The 18828-nt window shown below is 48.1% G+C and carries 15 protein-coding genes; 9 read left to right on the forward strand and 6 right to left on the reverse strand.

Annotated features, from left to right (window positions below; translation table 11 throughout):
- The first annotated feature begins 19 nt into the window (after positions 1-19).
- From def to trkA, 4 genes are read left to right on the forward strand one after another with little or no spacing between them, the layout of a single operon-like run.
- Positions 20-544 (forward strand): peptide deformylase, encoded by a 525-nt coding sequence (gene def, locus RBK99_RS08840; protein ID WP_317504240.1) that lies wholly within the window; start codon positions 20-22, stop codon positions 542-544.
- Positions 544-1494 carry a methionyl-tRNA formyltransferase gene (gene fmt / locus RBK99_RS08845; RefSeq protein WP_317504241.1) on the forward strand — a complete coding sequence of 317 codons (951 nt, stop codon included), beginning with the start codon at positions 544-546 and terminating at the stop codon, positions 1492-1494. Before def ends, fmt begins: the two co-directional genes overlap by 1 nt.
- The gene (gene rsmB / locus RBK99_RS08850; protein ID WP_317504242.1) at positions 1491-2819 is read left to right on the forward strand and encodes a 16S rRNA (cytosine(967)-C(5))-methyltransferase RsmB; all 1329 of its coding nucleotides are present in this window, start codon (positions 1491-1493) and stop codon (positions 2817-2819) included. The genes fmt and rsmB overlap by 4 nt, the downstream gene beginning before the upstream one ends.
- Complete coding sequence (gene trkA / locus RBK99_RS08855; RefSeq protein ID WP_317504243.1) at positions 2816-4192, forward strand: Trk system potassium transporter TrkA; 1377 nt, start codon at positions 2816-2818, stop codon at positions 4190-4192. The genes rsmB and trkA overlap by 4 nt, the downstream gene beginning before the upstream one ends.
- Here trkA and RBK99_RS08860 read toward each other — a convergent pair.
- Genes RBK99_RS08860 through RBK99_RS08870 form a run of 3 tightly spaced genes read right to left on the reverse strand, consistent with a single transcriptional unit; the run spans position 4189 to position 8166 of the window.
- Positions 4189-4806, reverse strand: a complete 618-nt coding sequence (locus tag RBK99_RS08860) for a YigZ family protein (protein ID WP_317504244.1) — start codon at positions 4804-4806, stop codon at positions 4189-4191. The genes trkA and RBK99_RS08860 overlap by 4 nt on opposite strands.
- Entirely contained in the window at positions 4799-6157 is a 1359-nt protein-coding gene (gene pepQ / locus RBK99_RS08865) for a Xaa-Pro dipeptidase (protein ID WP_317504245.1), read from the reverse strand. The genes RBK99_RS08860 and pepQ overlap by 8 nt, the downstream gene beginning before the upstream one ends.
- Positions 6158-6168: 11 nt before the next feature.
- Entirely contained in the window at positions 6169-8166 is a 1998-nt protein-coding gene (locus tag RBK99_RS08870; protein WP_317504246.1) for a transglycosylase SLT domain-containing protein, read from the reverse strand.
- Between the two features lie 87 nt (positions 8167-8253).
- On the opposite strand from RBK99_RS08870, the gene fadB reads away from it, so the two are divergent.
- From fadB to tusA, 3 genes are all read left to right on the forward strand, one after another.
- The gene (gene fadB, locus RBK99_RS08875; protein WP_317504247.1) at positions 8254-10410 is read left to right on the forward strand and encodes a fatty acid oxidation complex subunit alpha FadB; all 2157 of its coding nucleotides are present in this window, start codon (positions 8254-8256) and stop codon (positions 10408-10410) included.
- Between the two features lie 20 nt (positions 10411-10430).
- Positions 10431-11594 (forward strand): acetyl-CoA C-acyltransferase FadA, encoded by a 1164-nt coding sequence (gene fadA / locus RBK99_RS08880; protein WP_317504248.1) that lies wholly within the window; start codon positions 10431-10433, stop codon positions 11592-11594.
- Between the two features lie 258 nt (positions 11595-11852).
- A complete protein-coding gene (gene tusA / locus RBK99_RS08885) occupies positions 11853-12092 on the forward strand; it encodes a sulfurtransferase TusA (RefSeq protein WP_317504249.1) in 240 nt (79 codons plus the stop codon).
- 18 nt (positions 12093-12110) lie between these two features.
- On the opposite strand, the gene RBK99_RS08890 is transcribed toward tusA, so the two are convergent.
- Both RBK99_RS08890 and RBK99_RS08895 read right to left on the reverse strand, forming a co-directional pair.
- Positions 12111-12602: a GNAT family N-acetyltransferase gene (locus RBK99_RS08890; RefSeq protein ID WP_317504291.1), complete on the reverse strand. Its 492-nt coding sequence runs from the start codon at positions 12600-12602 to the stop codon at positions 12111-12113.
- 17 nt (positions 12603-12619) lie between these two features.
- Positions 12620-13219 (reverse strand): DNA-3-methyladenine glycosylase I, encoded by a 600-nt coding sequence (locus tag RBK99_RS08895; protein ID WP_317504250.1) that lies wholly within the window; start codon positions 13217-13219, stop codon positions 12620-12622.
- Positions 13220-13312: 93 nt separating this feature from the next.
- On the opposite strand from RBK99_RS08895, the gene glyQ reads away from it, so the two are divergent.
- Together glyQ and glyS are read left to right on the forward strand one after the other, a co-directional pair.
- A complete protein-coding gene (gene glyQ / locus RBK99_RS08900) occupies positions 13313-14233 on the forward strand; it encodes a glycine--tRNA ligase subunit alpha (RefSeq protein WP_317504251.1) in 921 nt (306 codons plus the stop codon).
- 13 nt (positions 14234-14246) lie between these two features.
- Complete coding sequence (gene glyS, locus RBK99_RS08905) at positions 14247-16313, forward strand: glycine--tRNA ligase subunit beta (RefSeq protein WP_317504252.1); 2067 nt, start codon at positions 14247-14249, stop codon at positions 16311-16313.
- 85 nt (positions 16314-16398) lie between these two features.
- Here glyS and gyrB read toward each other — a convergent pair whose 3' ends face one another.
- Positions 16399-18816, reverse strand: a complete 2418-nt coding sequence (gene gyrB, locus RBK99_RS08910) for a DNA topoisomerase (ATP-hydrolyzing) subunit B (protein ID WP_317504253.1) — start codon at positions 18814-18816, stop codon at positions 16399-16401.
- Positions 18817-18828: the final 12 nt, after the last annotated feature.

Raw genomic sequence — 18828 nt, forward strand, 5'->3', positions numbered from 1 at the left:
TGAAGATTTGGAGGTTCTAATGGCAAAAATGACGGTTCTGCAATATCCAGACGAACGTTTACGTAAAGTCGCACAGGCGATTGAAAAAGTGGATGACAGCACCCGCTCGGTTATCGATGACATGTTTGAAACCATGTACGAAGAACAAGGTGTTGGCCTTGCTGCAACTCAGGTAGACGTACATCAGCGACTATTCGTTGCTGACTGCAGCGAAGATCAAAACGAGCCGATGGTATTTATTAACCCGGAAATAACGGAAGCAGAAGGCCACTTCAAAAATGACGAAGGCTGTCTGTCGTTCCCGGGAGTTTACGCCAAAGTGGAGCGAGCGGAGAAAATTACCGTGACCGCACTGGATAAAAACGGCGAGCGCTTCAGTCGCTCAGCAGAAGGGTTATTAGCTATTTGTATCCAGCATGAAATTGATCACTTAAACGGCAAACTCTTTGTTGATTACTTATCGCCGCTTAAGCGCGAGCGTATCCGTAAAAAACTAGAGAAAGAACAGCGCCTGGCTGAGAAGTATGCGGCGGAAGCACAGTAATGCGGATTGTTTTTGCAGGCACGCCCGATTTTGCCGCACAACACTTACAACAGTTGCTGGATGACTCTCATCAGGTGGTTGCGGTTTATACTCAGCCTGACCGTCCCGCGGGGCGAGGCAAGAGGCCTCAGCCCAGCGCCGTTAAAAAACTGGCTATTGAACACCAGTTACCCGTGTATCAGCCGGAGTCATTAAAATCCGGTGATGCTCAGTCTGATCTGGCTGCTCTCGAGCCTGATGTCATGGTGGTGGTTGCTTACGGTTTACTGTTGCCACAAGCGGTGCTGGATATTCCTGCCAGGGGCTGCCTGAATGTACATGGCTCTTTATTGCCTCGTTGGCGAGGCGCAGCACCAATTCAACGGGCTATTTGGGCCGGTGATTTAGAATCCGGCGTGTGTATTATGCAAATGGAAGCCGGTCTGGATACAGGCCCCGTGCTGCACGAACAGCGATGCACAATTAGTCCGGACGAAACCTCAGCTTCGCTTTATCATAAGCTTGAAGATTTGGGTCCTAAGGCCCTGACAAAGGTTTTGGCGGATCTCGATACTTACCAAAACCAGGCTCAACGACAAAGTGACGCCGAAGCAACCTATGCTAAAAAACTGACCAAGCAGGAAGGGGAAATCGACTGGACGCAACCAGCTGCGTTCATCGAGCGCTGCGTACGTGCATTCAACCCCTGGCCCATGAGCTGGTGTCAGTCGGATAATTTAAAAGCTCAGCAGAATACAATTAAAATTCATGCCGCTGAACTCGTTCAAGGTGCCAGCAACGAAAAACCAGGCACTATTATCAGGAGCACCCAGGAAGGCATCGACGTTGTCACCGGAGATGGGGTTTTACGTATTACGAGCGCGCAAATGCCGGGCAAAAAAGCTCAGCCGGCCAGTACTTTAGTGAACGGCTACAGCAACGTATTTGGTCAGGGGCTGGAATTAGAATGAGCCAACAGAAAAACTCAGAAAGCAGTGGTCATGGCGCACACAGCCGCGCTGCTGCAGCAAATGCCCTGTTTCAGGTATTGGAAAAAGGCGAATCTCTTTCTACTGCATTACCGCATGCAACCAGTAAACTCTCTGACGCCGACAAACGACTGGCTAGTGCCATAAGTTATGGTGTTTTGCGCGTTCTGCCCAGCCTAAATCGTCTGGTGGGAGCAAAACTAGATAAACCACTCAAAGGTAAACTAAAAGTACTCCATTACTTGCTACTGGTGGGTGCTTATCAGCTGTATTGCCAACGAATAAAAGATCACGCAGCGGTCAGTGCTACGGTCGAAGCTGCTCAAGTACTGGGCAAGCGCAATCACAAAGGTTTGATTAACGGCATATTACGTCAGTTACTACGCGAGGCACCGGCAGCCGATGAATCCCAACAGCGAGAGTTACCCGATGATGCAATGCAAAATCACCCTCGCTGGTTGTTTGATTCCATAAAGAATGACCACCCGGAGCATGCAAGCGACATTCTGACAGAAAATAACGCGCACCCACCTATGTGGCTGCGTGTTAACTGCCGACACTCATCTCGCGATGAGTACTTAAAACAGCTGCAAAATAGCGGCATTGCCGCGGAGCCTGACAATCAGGCCGCCGATGCCATCCGGCTCCAGTCGCCCTGTCCGGTAGAAAAGTTACCCGGATTCGCCGACGGTCACGCTTCCGTGCAGGATCGTTCGGCACAGCTCGCTGCAGATTACCTGAACGTCAACGCCTCGCACCGTGTGCTTGACTGCTGCGCTGCACCCGGCGGCAAACTACTGCACTTGCTTGAGCGACACAGCTTTGAACTCCCGGTTCAGGCTATCGATATTGACCCGAAACGCCTCGACCGTGTGGATGAAAACCTGGAACGAGCCGGTTTAAGTGCCATTATTCACTGCGCCGACGTTGCCGCAACCTCTGACTGGTGGGACGGTGAACCCTTCGACCGTATATTACTGGATGCGCCCTGCTCGGCCACTGGGGTTATACGCCGCCACCCTGATATTAAATGGTTACGTCGGGCCGATGACATTAACGACCTGGCCAGTTTGCAAAGCGACATACTGAAATCGCTGTGGCCACTGCTTAAGCCCGGTGGTGAACTGCTGTACGCAACCTGCTCTATTCTGCGACAAGAAAACCAAACGCAAATAGAGTCTTTTCTCCAGCAGCAATCTGGTGCTAGTCTGATACCTATTGATGCAGATAACGAAATGCTGCAATTGCTTCCCGGTGACTACAACGGGGATGGTTTCTTTTACGCGAGATTGAAAAAAGTCGAATGAAAATTATCATACTCGGTGTTGGCCAGGTTGGCGGCACATTGGCAGAAAACCTGGTCGGTGAGCGCAACGATATCACTATCGTTGATACCAATAACGATTTGTTGGATGACTTGCAGGACAAGTATGATCTGCGTGTTGTTGTTGGTAACGGTGCTCATCCTGATGTATTGCGTCGTGCAGGTGCCGATGATGCAGATTTGCTCATTGCAGTCACCAGTAGCGACGAAACCAATATGATCGCCTGCCAGGTGGCCTATTCCATCTTCAACACACCGAAAAAGATAGCTCGAATTCGCTCCGAGGAATACATCCGCTACAAAGACCAACTGTTTCATAATCAGGATGCCCCGGTTGATCATATTATTTCTCCCGAGCAGCTTGTCACCAATTACATTCGTCGGCTTATTGATTACCCGGGCGCGTTACAGGTAATGGAGTTTGCTAATGGACGCGCCAGCCTGGTTGCGGTCAAAGCCTACTACGGCGGTAAGTTAGTAGGCCATGCCATTTCGACACTGCGCGAACACATTCCAAACATTGATACACGTGTCGCCGCAATTTATCGTCAGGGTAAGCCCATACGCCCTACCGGGACAACGATTATCGAAGCCGACGATGAAGTCTTCTTTATTGCCGATACACGTCACATTAGTACCGTAATGCAAGAGCTTCAGAAACTTGAAGACAAATACCGCCGCATAATGATTGTTGGCGGCGGAAATATTGGGGCAGGATTAGCGAAGCAGCTGGAAGTCGACCATCGGGTTAAACTCATCGAGCGCTCTGAAGTCCGCGCAGAAGAGCTTTCGCAACGCCTTGAGCACACATTAATTTTTCGTGGCGATGCCTCCGATCAAAAGCTACTGGAAGAAGAGCACGTTGAAGATATCGACGTGTTTATTGCGGTGACTAATGACGACGAAGCGAACATTATGTCAGCCATGCTGGCTAAACGCATGGGCGCCCGCAAAACCATGGTGCTTATTCAGCGCAGTGCTTACGTTGATTTAGTTCAGGGCGGTGAGATCGATATTGCTATATCACCGCAAAGGGCAACGGTTTCGGCTCTACTGACTCATGTACGTCGGGGCGATATCGTTAACGTATACTCACTGCGGAAAGGCGCGGCCGAAGCGATTGAGGCTATTGCACATGGCGACGAAGACACTTCAAAGGTCGTCGGAAAGGCAATTAAAGATATCAAGCTTCCGCCAGGCACGACGATTGGTGCTGTTGTTCGTGGTCACGAGGTATTAATGGCGCACAGTGAAACCATTATCCACTCAGACGACCACGTTATTCTATTCTTGCTGGACAAAAAATACATCGACCAGGTTGAGAAGGTGTTCCAACCAAGCGCGATGTTCTTCTAGTCGAGAGCATCTAACCTTACCCGCCCCCGAGTAGCGGCCTGTAACTTTTTCTGCAGCGCCTCTACCTGAAACGGGCGCAGCAACACCTTAAGTTGAACACTTTCGGTATAATCGGCAGATTCAATTTCAGCATTGGCTTCAACCAAAAGCGGCTCCACATCTCCTTGGTCGGTATAGGCAAAGCTTAGCTTAAAGCCACGCTTAAAAACCCGTTGTTCCTTTTCAACTTCCGCTAACACAGCCACCGTCGCTTCGGTATAAGCCCGCTGTAATCCACCGGTCCCTAACTTTACGCCACCAAAATAGCGCACCACGACCACAGTGACTTCGCCCACACCGCTGTTTTGCAATGCCATGAGCATCGGTCGACCGGCGGTTCCCGAAGGCTCGCCATCATCGCTATAGGCCATCTCCTGACTGTTGTTCGGGGCTGAAAATAATGACGCTGTACAATAGTGAGAAGCCTTTGGCCACCGCTTCTTTACCTCTGCCAAGAAGTCGCCCCCGTTATCGGGCGTCGCCGTATGAGCTATGCAAGCAATAAAACGGCTGCCTTTAATTTCTATCCCTGCTTCAGCTTCGGCAGCCGGAATATCGTAGTCCAAATCAGGCAAGACGGGTCACCTTCTTCACGTAGGCATCTAAAGACGTTTGACGAGTTAAATTGTCGTTTCGCTCTCTATACACCACGATATTATCTTCAATTCGCACACCTCCGAAGGCTTTAAACTCATCCACCCGGCGCCAATTGATAAGGTGCTTATTACGTGAGTTACTGAGCTTCTGTAATAAAGGCTCAATAAAATAAATGCCGGGTTCAACCGTGTAAACCTGTCTTGGCTCCACCGTGCGCGTGGTTTTTAAGGTCAAATAACCTGAGGGTGATGGTATCGGCGTTCCGCGCTCATCCGCTTGTGCAGCCCCCACGTCATGTACCTGGAGTCCTAGCGGATGGCCTACACCATGAGGGAAGAACACCGTGGTAATGCCATCTTCAATCATTTGTTCCGGGCTGCAGCTGACAAATCCAAAGGCGAAAAGTACGTTGGCTATTTGTTCATGAGCAAGCTGGTGTAAGGCTGGAAATTCCATCCCTGGTTTCATCTTGTCTATTAACGCTAGTGTAATTTGGTCTAATGCTGCAATCAGTTCTTCATACTCATTGTGTTGCTTCGACCATGTGCGGCTAATGTCTGCAGCGTAACCACAGACCTCCGCTCCAGCATCCACCAGCATTGAATTCAGAGAGCCAAAAGCCCGCTTCTCGGGTACCCAGTGATGCAAAACACTGGCATTTTTATTTTGACCAATAATGTGGTTATAAGGGACTTCATTCTGCCCCTGTCGAGTCGCGGCCATGTATTTCAACAAACAGTCGAACTCTGCCTCACCATTAAAGAACGCATTTGCAGCTGCAATATGCCCTTCAGCAGCAATGTGATTGGCTTGGGTGAGACACGCAATTTCGTAATCGGTCTTGAAAAGACGATGATAATGGAAGAAATGCAGCACCGGATCAGGGTTTATATTCTCAAAGCCTAACGCTTTTGCGACTTCAATGTGTTCACCAAGGTATGCTGAGTTTTTCTTATCATAGGGAAGCAATGTCTCAATGGCCTCTGGCGACCCTATGTGTTCCACGTGGAACTCTTCTAACCAAGGCTGCCCTTCCAGGCTTGCCGCTGTATGCCAAAAGTCGACAGAGTCTAACAACACCAAAGTCGGTCGAGTATTGGGTTTTATAATGATCCAGGCATTAGGAAGCTGAGTTTCCGGACACCAGGCTCTAAAATGAGGATTAGCGCGAAAAGGATAATTCATATCGTCCAGAAACCAGCGCTTCTGCTGCCCCGAATGAATTGCAATTGAATCTAAGTTCTCACGTTTAAAAAGACGCTCAGCGCGAGTTTGGAGGTGCTTTATATGGTCAGGAAACAACGGCCACAAATCTGCTGTCGCAGTCATATTGGATCGCCTTATTCAGTGTCAACAATGGTCATATCAATCACTTGCTTAAACAAGTTATCCTCATTTCCATTCAACATCCTATAAATTTGTTGATAACTCAAGACCGCTTTTACGTAATCTCTGGTTTCGTAATACGGTATGGTCTCTACCCACTCATCAGCGTAAACAGGCTCGTCCGGCAGCCACTCTCTAACATTGTAGTAACCCGCATTATAACTTGCTGTCGCTAATAACCAGTTATTCTCAAAGCGATGTTTTAATCGGCTAAGGTAATGGGTACCTAAACGAACATTCACCGAAGGGTCGTTTAGGCGTCGCCAGCTACTATTGGTGCTATCCAACTGCTTTGCGGTACTCGGTAGAATTTGCATCAGACCTCTGGCACCAGCACTTGAATAAGCATCGTGTCGAAAAGCACTCTCGCGCCGCGTTATCGCCATAGCCCAATTCTTGTCGATACCGGCCGCCTGAGAGGCTCGCCCCAGAATATCCTGATACGCCAGAGGAAAACGAATTCCGACGGCATCGAAGTGCCCTATTTGAGCCAAAGTCCATATAGCCTGGTCGTGCCAGCCCCATTCGCTCGCGAGGTACGCTGCGACCTTATGTTCTTCACCACTGAGTTGCGTCAGCAAATGATTCCACTCGCGCCGGGCATCCACCCAGCGTTCAAGCTGGATTAATTCATAGGCCCGTTGGACGCTGGGATGATTGCGAATTTGTTCAAGTTGCACCACACTGACCTCAAGCTTTTCCCGCTCCAGGCTGATCGGTTTTTGAAGGCGCGCCGAGGCAAGAAAACCGTAATAATGACGCTCGTCAGACAAATCCTCATAAATCGACTGGGCCGCAAGAACATTTCCGGTCACTTCCTGACTTCGGGCAAGCCAGTACCGCCATTGATTCCCCTGCTGTATAGCCGCAGGCAAGTTTTGAATTGCATCACGCAAACCGTCGTAGTCTTTATCTTTTAAATACACGGCCAAACGCCATTGTAAAACACGTTGGTTTAACTCATTGACGGGAACGCGATCATGCCAAATACGAGCTTCCGGATGGGATTCCAGGCTAAGCGCTACAGCAAACTCTTTTGCTATGCGCTCTTGTTGTTGCTGAGTAAAAGACAATTGCTTACTCAGCTGAGCGAAACTTCGCAAAGCGATACTTTCGTCGCGCCAAATCAATTTGGTCAGTGCAAAGGTTGCTATTTCGGCTTCTTTTAACGGGTAGCGTCCCTTAAACCAATGGCTACTTTCTATTGCGGCAGGCGAATAGCTCACTTTGTGGTAAAACTCGCCCAAATACTGCTGCAACTCAGGCAATAAGCCCGTCAAATAAGGGATGAGCGTAGGGTCTCCGTCTTCAGCGGCAAGTTGTAGTCTCTCCCAAACCTTCTCGCTGGTACGAGCGCCAAGCGCCTCCCATTCTTCTAATATGGGATTACATTCCGATGGAAGCGAAAACCCATGCTTCCATATCGCATCAACTTTACGGCGAAACGAACCATCATCTAATCCAGTTTCCCTTTGCGATTCAATGAACTGACACTGATGGCTCAATGTTCCGGGAAAGCGGAAATCGCGAATAAAACGGGCGTGTTTTTCCTGGTTAGCAAGGTACGTTAACCAGGGCTGTCTTAGCTGCCACTCCAGCGGGGTCTTGTCATACTTCTTCAAAAATGCCAGAACCCGATCTTCATTCGCCAAGTAACCAATCTGCTCTAGTCTCGCCAGCTCAAGATAGGGCACTAATGGATACCCCTCCAACTTATCAAGCAATAAGCGATATTCGTTTAGGCGGCCGCGCTTAGCAGCATACTCTGCTTGCCTGAACCATTCACGTTGTTGCTTGCGCAATTCACTGTCAACGGATGCAGATTGCACTGCTCCACTGCTAAACAGTGATAACGCTAAAAACAATGGCGCACTGTAACGTATGATAAACGACTGCTTTTTCATTAATTCAAACGCATGTTTAAATAACCGTTGAAAAATTAGCGTATTCACGCCAAACTCTCTCTACCTTAACCCAAAGCTATAACAGAATCAGTTTCTTTACAGCAACAAATTAATGGAAGTCGTGGGAGACCCAAGATGATCTATCAAGGTGAAAGCATTCGGGTCGATTTTATCGAACCAGGTTTCGCAGAATTACAATTTGATGCGAAAGGCTCGGTTAATAAATTCGACCAGGCAACATTAGAAGAATTCAGCGAAGCGCTGACAAAACTTAAAGATACAGATGACCTGCGTGGCGTCATTGTCACCAGTAGCAAATCGACCTTTATTGTCGGCGCTGACATTACAGAGTTCCTGACACTGTTCTCTGATCAAGAAAAGACCCGCAGCTGGGTAGCAAAAGCATCACGCGTATTTGACCAACTGGAAGACCTGCCTGTACCCACTGTTGGTGCGGTTAAAGGTTTCGCGTTAGGCGGTGGTTGTGAAGCACTATTAGCCTGTGATTACCGTGTAGCGGACACCACAGCAACCATCGGCCTGCCTGAAGTTAAACTGGGTCTTATCCCGGGCTTTGGTGGCACTATGCGTTTACCTCGCGTTATTGGTCCTGATAACGCTTTAGAGTGGATCACCACAGGTAAAAACAACAAAGCAGAAGACGCGCTTAAAGTTGGCGCTATTGATGCGATTGTTGAGCCAGAGAACCTAACAAAAGCGGCGTTGAATTTAGCGAAAGCTGCCGCTGCCGGCGAGCAAGACTGGAAAGCCAAGCGTCAGCCTAAGTTAGAGCCGCTGAAAGCTAACGACACCGAGTTAATGATGACTCTGGTTACCGCTAAAGGTTTAATTGCAGCCAAAGCTGGTAAACACTACCCGGCACCGCACAAGGCGTTAGAAGCAATTGAAAACGGCGCTCGCGAACACCGTGAAGGCGCATTGAAAGCGGAAAACAACGCATTTTTCGACCTGACTCAAACTGACGCGTGTCAGGCACAGGTTGGTATCTTCCTGGCCGATCAAGCCGTAAAAGGTAAGTCGAAGAAATACGCAAAAGCCGCAACCAAAGAAATAAAAACAGCAGGTGTTTTAGGCGCAGGTATTATGGGTGGCGGCATCGCTTACCAGTCTGCGTCCAAAGGCGTGCCAGCCGTGATGAAAGACATCAAGCAAGACGCCTTAGACCTAGGCATGAAAGAGGCCGGCAAGATCCTGAAAAAAGGCGTTGAACGCGGCAAGGTGAGCAACGAGAAGATGATTAAGGTCTTGTCATCTATTACCCCAACCCTGCTGAATGATGCCGTTAAAGACGTCGATATTGTCGTGGAAGCGGTTGTTGAGAACCCGAAAGTCAAAGGCTCTGTGCTGGCCGAAATAGAAGGTGTGATTGGTGATGATGCCATTCTGACCTCAAATACCTCGACTATTTCCATTACTGAGCTGGCGAAAAACCTAAAACGCCCTGAAAAATTCTGCGGTATGCACTTTTTCAACCCGGTTCATAAAATGCCATTGGTTGAAATTATCCGAGGCGAAAAAACCTCTGATGACACTGTTAACGCCGTTGTCGCTTATGCGCTGAAACTCAGTAAAACACCTATCGTCGTTAACGATTGCCCGGGCTTCCTGGTAAACCGTGTACTATTCCCATACTTGGCAGGCTTTGCCGGCATGGTTGATGAAGGCGTTGATTTCGTCGGCATCGACAAAGTAATGGAGAAGCAGTTTGGCTGGCCTATGGGACCGGCTTACTTAAGCGATGTGGTTGGTATCGACACCGCAGACCATTGCACCGAAGTGATGGCCGAAGGCTTCCCTACCCGCATGAAGCGCGACACATCAAGCGCTATTGCGAAGTTGGCAGCAGCTGAGCGCTATGGCCAGAAAAATGGCAAAGGCTTCTACGTTTACGGCACCGACAAAAAAGGTAAACCAACCAAAGAAGCGGATCCTGCCACTTACGAGCTGCTAGGCTGTGAGCAAGGTAAGAAACTGGACGCAGATGAAGTCATTGCCCGTTGCATGATCCCCATGGTGAACGAAGTGGTTCGTTGCCTGGAAGAAGACATTGTCGGTTCTGCTGCTGAAGCAGACATGGCATTACTCTATGGCTTAGGCTTCCCTCCATTCCGCGGCGGTCCTTTCCGTTACCTGGACACTTTAGGAATGGACAACTTTATTCAACTGGCGGACAAGTACGCGCACCTGGGTGAAATTTACCAGGTAACAGACGGCATGCGCGAAATGGCTAAAGCCGGTAAATCTTACTTTGACACAACCAGCGCGAAGTAAGGCTTGAGGAGGTTATTAAAATGAAAGACATCGTCATTGTAGATTGTATTCGTACGCCAATGGGGCGTTCAAAAAATGGTGTTTTCCGCCATACTCGTGCCGAAGACCTCTCAGCAGCGCTGATGAAGGGCTTACTTGAGCGTAACCCGGAAGTTAACCCGGAAGAACTGGAAGATATTTACTGGGGCTGCGTTCAGCAAACCCTGGAACAAGGCTTTAATATTGCTCGTAATTCGGCACTTATCGCCGGTATTCCGCATAAAGTGGCCGGTGTTACCGTTAACCGCCTGTGTGGTTCATCAATGCAGGCACTGCATGACGCAGCACGCGCTATTATGAACGGCGACGGCGATATCTTTATGGCCGGTGGTGTCGAACACATGGGTCACGTACCAATGGATCATGGTATCGACTTTCACCCGGGCATGAATAAATCGGTAGCGAAAGCCTCTGGCAGCATGGGTATGACCGCTGAGTTATTGTCGCGCAAGTTTGGTATTACTCGTGAACAGCAAGATGAATTCGGCGCACGTTCTCATAAGAAAGCACACGAAGCTACCGTGGAAGGCCGCTTTGCTAAAGAGATTTACGCAATGAATGGTCACAACGCTGACGGCGAACTGGTACGTGTTACTGAAGATGAAGTAATACGTCCTGAAACCACCGCAGAAGGCTTGTCACAGCTTCGTCCGGTATTTGACCCAGCTAACGGCACGGTAACCGCAGGCACCTCTTCAGCTCTGTCTGATGGCGCAGCGGCTATGCTGGTGATGTCAGCTGACAAAGCCAAAGAGCTTGGTCTTAAGCCACGCGTTAAAATTCGCTCTATGGCCGTTGCCGGCTGCGATCCATCTATTATGGGCTATGGTCCTGTACCAGCCACAGAAAAAGCACTGAAACGTGCAGGTGTATCTATTGACGACATCGACGTAGTTGAACTAAACGAAGCTTTTGCTGCGCAGTCTCTGCCGGTATTAAAAGGCCTGAAACTCTTCGACAAGATGGAAGAAAAGGTCAACCTGAACGGTGGTGCCATCGCACTGGGTCACCCGTTAGGCTGCTCAGGCGCGCGTATCTCAACCACGCTAATCAACCTGATGGAAGAGAAAGACGCGAAGCTCGGTCTTGCGACTATGTGTATTGGTCTTGGCCAGGGTATCGCGACCGTGTTTGAGCGTGTTTAAAGAAAACAGCGTATGCTGGTAGTTTAACGCTGAGAAACAGAGAGGAGCAATTAGGTGGCTCCTCCGCTGTTAGTTGGCGTAGGGCACTCAGAAACTGTCTGCAGCCATGGATGGCTGCAGTCAAGCCCCCAGGGATGGGTTCACGGCGTGTTTCTGAGTGCCCTACGTCAAATAAAAGGAGGGGCGACCTAATTGCTCCTCTCTCATCCCCCGAAGTGTTAAGCTAGCTAATAATTTCACTTAATTCTTTTAGAAATAATGACTCAGATTAACTGTGACAAAGAACTCGATACCCTCGGCTTAAAGTGCCCGGAGCCTGTTATGCTTGTGCGTGCGGCTATTCGTAAAATGTCAGTCGGAGAGGTTTTGCTTATTATTGCTGATGATCCGGCAACCACCCGGGATATTCCGGGCTTTTGCGAATTTATGGAGCATGAATTGGTTACTTCAGAAACGAAAGAAACACCGTATCGTTACTGGGTCAGGAAGTCGCATTAAAAACCTGATGCAAAGACATCAGGCTTTCTCTTTGTTTAAATACATTTCCCAGAACTCAGCCTGACCTACATCACCTAATTCATAGGGCTCAAAGCCAAAGTTCTTATAGGCTTGTTTGGCTCGGTCATTGTTCTCTAACACTTCCAGAGTGAGTTTCACACAGCCTCTGAATTCAGCCAGCGTTTTCACTTCCTCTAACAATTTACGAGCAACACCCTGGCCACGGTACTCAGGAATAACCGCTATATCGTGAATATTCATGAGAGGTTTTGCCGCAAACGTTGAAAACCCTTCAACGCAGTTTGCTACGCCAACCGGTGTGTCTCCATCGTAAGCTAATAACGAAAACACATGGTCTCTTTTGGCCATTTCATCAATCAGGCTTTCTTTAACTTCACTTGATATCCCTTCTCCACCGCCCATTGGGTCTTTGGCATAAGCGTCCAGCATGGCAATAACAGCGCTGCGGTGTTTGGGGTTGCTATAATCGGCAAGAGTAATTTCTATCATTCGTCCTTCGCTCATTTTTACAACGTAAATTGTTTCATTTGTTCAGCAACAGGCTGATAACAATGACAGCTGGTCACATGGTCGTTCACCATACCAACTGCTTCCATAAAAGCATAGCAAATGGTCGGCCCGACAAACTTAAACCCTTCCTTTTTTAACGCTTTTGCCATGTTATGGGAAGCATCAGTCTCGGTCGGAATCTCACTTTGCGTTCGATACGCATTAATAATCGGTGAACCACCGACGAACTGCCATAGCCACTGCTCAAATTGAACACCCTTTTCTTCTAATTTTAAAAAAGCTTCCGCGTTTGTAAAAATGGCATCGATTTTAGCTCTGCTACGAATAATATCACGGTTGCTGTACAGCAATTCACGATCCGCATCATTCATTGCCACAATAGCCTTCGGCTCAAAGTCTAGAAAGGCCTTTTCGTAACCGGCCTGTTTTCGCAATATGGTTATCCAGCTAAGGCCCGCCTGTTGGCCATCCAGACACAGTTTTGCGAACAGTTCTATCGGATCGCGCACCGGTCGTCCCCACACAGTGTCGTGATACGCACGGTAGTCGTCGGCAGATTCGCACCACGAACAACGTTCCACCAGATTATTTGTCATGCCTTCCCCTATAACCAAGGCGATTCAGAGGGTATAATCTACACATATTTTTCGACCCTTGGTCAACCACAAATAATAAAGCAGAGAATGCGTATGTCGACGTACGATGTTAAAACCTTTCAGGGGCTTATTCTTGCTCTTCAAAATTACTGGGCTCAACAAGGTTGTGCTGTCGTTCAGCCATTAGATATGGAAGTGGGCGCAGGCACCTTTCATCCCATGACCTTTTTGCGCTCATTAGGTCCGGAGCCCGCCAGTTTTGCCTATGTGCAACCCTGCCGCCGGCCAACCGACGGCCGTTATGGCGAAAACCCCAACCGACTTCAGCATTACTATCAGTTTCAGGTCATTATGAAACCGTCACCTAAAGACATTCAGGAGCTTTATCTGGGCTCACTAGAAATGCTTGGTTTTGATCCTCTAACTCACGACATACGCTTCGTGGAAGATAACTGGGAGTCTCCTACCCTGGGTGCCTGGGGTCTCGGCTGGGAAGTTTGGCTTAACGGCATGGAAGTCACACAATTTACTTATTTTCAGCAGGTTGGCGGCATAGAATGTCGTCCAGTGGCCGGGGAAATCACGTACGGCCTTGAGCGACTCGCCATGTACATTCAAGGCGTTGACAGCATTTACGACCTGGTCTGGGCTGACGGCCCGCGCGGTAAGATCTACTATCGGGACGTATTTCACCAGAACGAAGTTGAACAGTCGACTTATAACTTCGAGTACGCCGATGTCGATGTGCTTTTCCGTCGCTTTGACGATTGTGAGAAAGAGTGTGAGCTGTTAATTGAAAAATCACTCGCTTTGCCCGCTTACGAGCAAGTGATGCGCGCGTCTCACGCGTTTAATTTGCTGGATGCCCGACACGCAATCTCTGTCACCGAAAGGCAACGCTACATACTTCGAGTCAGAACGATGGCGAAGGCCGTTGCCGAAGTGTATTACCAGTCCCGCGAAGCTCTTGGTTTCCCTTTAGCCCAAGACAATAGCAAACCAGCAGCGAACTAAGGAGAGCAGCGCCGTGCAAAAAGAAAATTTATTGATTGAGCTAGGTACCGAAGAGCTGCCGCCAAAAGCATTAAAATCTCTGCGCGATAGTTTGAAAGCGGGTTTAGAAGCGGGTTTGAAAAGTGCAGATTTAAGTTTTGACTCTATTGAAGCTTATGCGACCCCCCGTCGGTTGGCAGTTATGGTAAAACAGGTTGAAACAGAACAAAAAGATAAAGCGGTTGAAAAGCGCGGACCTGCGATTAATGTCGCGTTTGATGACTCCGGTAAGCCAACAAAGGCAGCCGAGGGCTGGGCTCGCTCCAATGGCATCACTGTAGATGAAGCGGAGCGCCTAAAAACCGATAAAGGCGAATGGCTGCTGCATAAGGCGACTGTAAAGGGCCAGCCACTGGCTGAATTAATGCAGGGTATTCTGGAAGCGTCCATAAAGACTCTCCCTATCCCCAAGCCGATGCGTTGGGGTAACAGTACCGCGCAGTTTATTCGTCCGGTTCATACGCTGACTATCCTGCTTGGTAGCGAGCTTATCGATTCTGAAATACTGGAAACAAGGAGTGCCCGCTTTGTTCAAGGGCACCGCTTCCATTCTCCTGAAGGATTCGAACTCGACCACGCCGACAACTACGTTGCTAAGCTGCGCGAAGCGAAAGTGATCGCTAACTTTGAAGAGCGTATCAGCACTATTCAGTCTGAAGTATCTCGTCTCGCAGCTGAACTTGGTGGCCAAGTCATACAGGACGATGAGTTGGTGGAAGAGGTTGCAGCACTGGTTGAATGGCCTGTCGCATTAACCGCCAGTTTCGACCAGGGCTTTTTAGCGGTACCTAAAGAGCCGTTGATAGTCACTATGAAGGACGACCAGCGCTACTTCCCTGTTGAAGACGGCAAGGGTAACTTGTTATCTCGGTTTATCTTCATTACCAACATCGATAGCCGCGACCCTCAGCAAATTATCCAGGGCAATGAAAAAGTCGTTCGCCCTCGCCTTGCCGATGCTCAGTTCTTCTTTGAATCTGATAAGAAGAAACCTCTCGAATCACGAGTTTCTTCGCTCGATTCTGTACTGTTTCAAAAACAACTGGGCAGTATTGGTGACAAAGCACGTCGCATTTCGGTGCTAGCAGGTAAAATCGCCGCCGAATTAAACGCTAACGTAGAAGCTGCTGAAAGAGCGGGCCTACTTTGTAAAGCCGACTTAGTTTCCGATATGGTGTCCGAATTTCCAGAAACCCAGGGCGTTATGGGCAAACACTATGCACTTAGTGATGGCGAAAGCGCGACTGTTGCTGAGGCAATTGAGCAGCATTACTGGCCACGTTTTTCTGGTGACGACTTACCCATAACAAAAGAAGCTAGCGCAGTTGCTCTGGCCGATAAGCTAGATACTCTGGTTGGTATTTTTGGAATAGGCCAGGTTCCTAAAGGCGATCGTGACCCATTCGCTCTGCGTCGTGCTGCGTTAGGTTTACTACGCACGTTAGTCGGGCGAAATCTGCCATTAGATTTAAATGATCTGCTAAGGATATCGGTAGAAGGTTTCGGTGGAAAATTAACAAACGAAACCGTTGCTGCTGACGTATTCGACTTTCTACTAGGTCGATTCCGTCCTTGGTACGTAGAGCAAGGCATTTCTGTTGACGTTATACAGTCCGTACTCGCACGCTCCCCCTCGAAACCCACCGACTTTGACCAGCGCGTGAAAGCAGTGCAACGGTTTAAGTCTCTGACTTCAGCCGAGAGCCTGGCCGCTGCGAACAAACGAGTGGGTAATATTTTAGCAAAATCTGAGGAACCAATTTCGGGCGACGTGAAAGAGGAGCTTCTCCAGGAAGAGTCGGAAACAAGCCTGTACCAGTTAGTTAAGCAAACTGAGAGCACGGTTGAGCCACTTATTGCTAACGCTGAGTACAGTGACGCCCTCACCCATTTATCTGAGCTTAAAGAGCCTGTCGATGCGTTTTTTGAACACGTTATGGTTAATGCGGACAACAACGATGTTCGTATCAATAGACTTAACCTGCTGTTCAGATTGCGGCAGCTGTTCTTAAAAATTGCAGATATTTCTCTTCTTCAGTAATTAACCAGCTGATTTATAAAAAATAAAAATCCGGCTCACTTTCATGAACCGGATTTTTTGTGGCTAACTACTTCAATCGTTATTTTTAAACGTCTAAGTTCGCCACTTTAAGTGCATTTGATTCGATAAAGGCTCTGCGCGGTTCAACTTCATCGCCCATCAGGGTCGTAAATAATTGGTCTGCACCAATTGCATCCTCAATAGTTACCTGGAGCATACGACGAGTAGCTGGATCCATGGTTGTTTCCCAAAGCTGATCCGGGTTCATTTCGCCCAAACCTTTATAGCGCTGCACATAGAGGCCTCGTTTAGATTCATTAATCATCCACTCGACTGCATCAACAAAGTGGTCAACGGGCTCCTTTTTATCGCCGCGCAAAACGTATCCGCCAGGCTCAACCAAAGAATCTATTTCTTCGCCAAGCGTCACTATTTGTTCGTAGTCTTTCGACATTAAGAATTCATAGTTAAGCGGATAATCTGTATCGACGCCGTGTTGGCGAATGGTAGTCGCTGGCAGCCACATCTTACGTTCGGTATCTTCATGCAATGAAACCGTGTAAGTTGCAGAATCTACTTCCCGCGCAGTTAAATCATCGTTTAATGTTTTAACCCATTTTTCCATGTAGCTTTTGTCTTTTAGACGGTCATCAGTAAGGCGTGGCGCATAAAAGAGTCGCTGCAAGAAGCGTTCTGGCATACGACGGCTTAGCCGTTTGATATTTTCCTGAGCCATCTGGTAGCCGTTAACTAACGCTTCAAGCTTATCGCCAGCGATACCTGGTGCGGTTTCGTTAACGTGCAACGACGCATTATCCAAAGCTAAGCTGGTCAGATAACGAATCAACGCTGGATCATCTTTAATATAAACCTCTTGCTTACCCTTCTTCACCTTATAAAGTGGCGGCTGAGCAATATAGATGTATCCGCGTTCGATAATTTCCGGCATTTGACGGTAGAAGAACGTCAATAACAAAGTACGAATGTGAGAACCGTCAACATCAGCATCGGTCATGATGATAATACGGTGATAGCGCGTTTTATCCGGGTTATATTCGTCACGACCAATGCCGCAACCCATCGCGGTAATCAAAGTTCCCACTTCAACAGAGGACAACATTTTGTCAAAACGAGCTTTTTCTACGTTAAGTATTTTACCTTTTAACGGCAAAATTGCCTGGTTTTTACGATTACGTCCCTGCTTCGCTGAACCACCTGCAGAATCACCCTCCACAATATAAAGTTCAGATAAGGCCGGGTCTTTTTCCTGACAATCCGCAAGCTTTCCGGGTAAGCCCGCAATATCTAATGCGCCTTTTCGGCGTGTCATCTCACGCGCTTTTCGAGCCGCTTCGCGAGCCCTTGCTGCATCGATAATTTTATTGATAATAAGTTTTGCTTCGCCCGGATTTTCTAAAAGATAATCGGCTAACTGTTCATTCATAGACTGCTCAACTGCAGACTTCACCTCTGAAGAGACAAGCTTATCTTTTGTTTGCGAGGAAAATTTAGGATCCGGTACCTTAACAGAAATAATAGCAGTTAAACCTTCACGCGCGTCATCACCGGTTGCCGAGGTTTTAGTCTTTTTGGTAAAACCTTCTTTTTCCATGTAGCTGTTTAACGTACGGGTTAGTGCCGCCCGGAAACCAGCTAAATGGGTTCCACCGTCGCGCTGTGGAATATTATTAGTGAAACAGTAGATGTTTTCCTGGAAAGAGTCATTCCACTGCATGCTGATTTCGACTGCAATGCCATCGTCTCTTTGAACAGAAAAATAGAATGCTTTTTGGTGAATAGGTGTTTTATTTTTATTGAGGTAGTTAACGAAAGCAGCGATACCACCTTCGTATTTAAACAAATCTTCACGGTCATCGCGTTCATCGCGTAAACGTATGCCAACACCAGAATTCAAAAACGATAATTCCCGCAAGCGTTTTGCTAGAATATCGTAGTGAAATTCAGTATTAGTAAAGGTTTCATGGCTCGGCCAAAAACGTAGTTCAGTACCGGTTGCTTCGGTTTCCCCAACAGGCTCAACGTCACTATCGGGTTCACCCATATGGTAAGTTTGCTCATAAACTTGACCTTGTCTGCGAATGGTCAGTTGCAGTTTCTCAGATAGCGCATTTACAACCGAAATACCGACGCCGTGCAGACCACCTGACACTTTATATGAATTATCGTCGAATTTACCGCCGGCGTGCAGTACCGTCATAATAACCTGAGCGGCGGAAACGCCTTCTTCCTCATGTATATCAACTGGTATTCCGCGACCATCATCTTTTACACTGACAGAACCATCAGAGTGAATGATAACCATAATTTCTGAACAATGCCCAGCTAAGGCTTCGTCAATAGAGTTATCGACAACTTCAAAAACCATGTGGTGCAGACCAGTTCCATCATCTGTGTCACCAATGTACATACCCGGGCGTTTGCGAACCGCATCCAACCCTTTCAGAACCTTGATACTCGATGAACCGTAATTATTTTCTTCCATAGTATTATCTCG

The sequence above is a fragment of the Idiomarina solivarensis genome, from assembly GCF_033052755.1.
Lineage (GTDB): Bacteria > Pseudomonadota > Gammaproteobacteria > Enterobacterales > Alteromonadaceae > Idiomarina.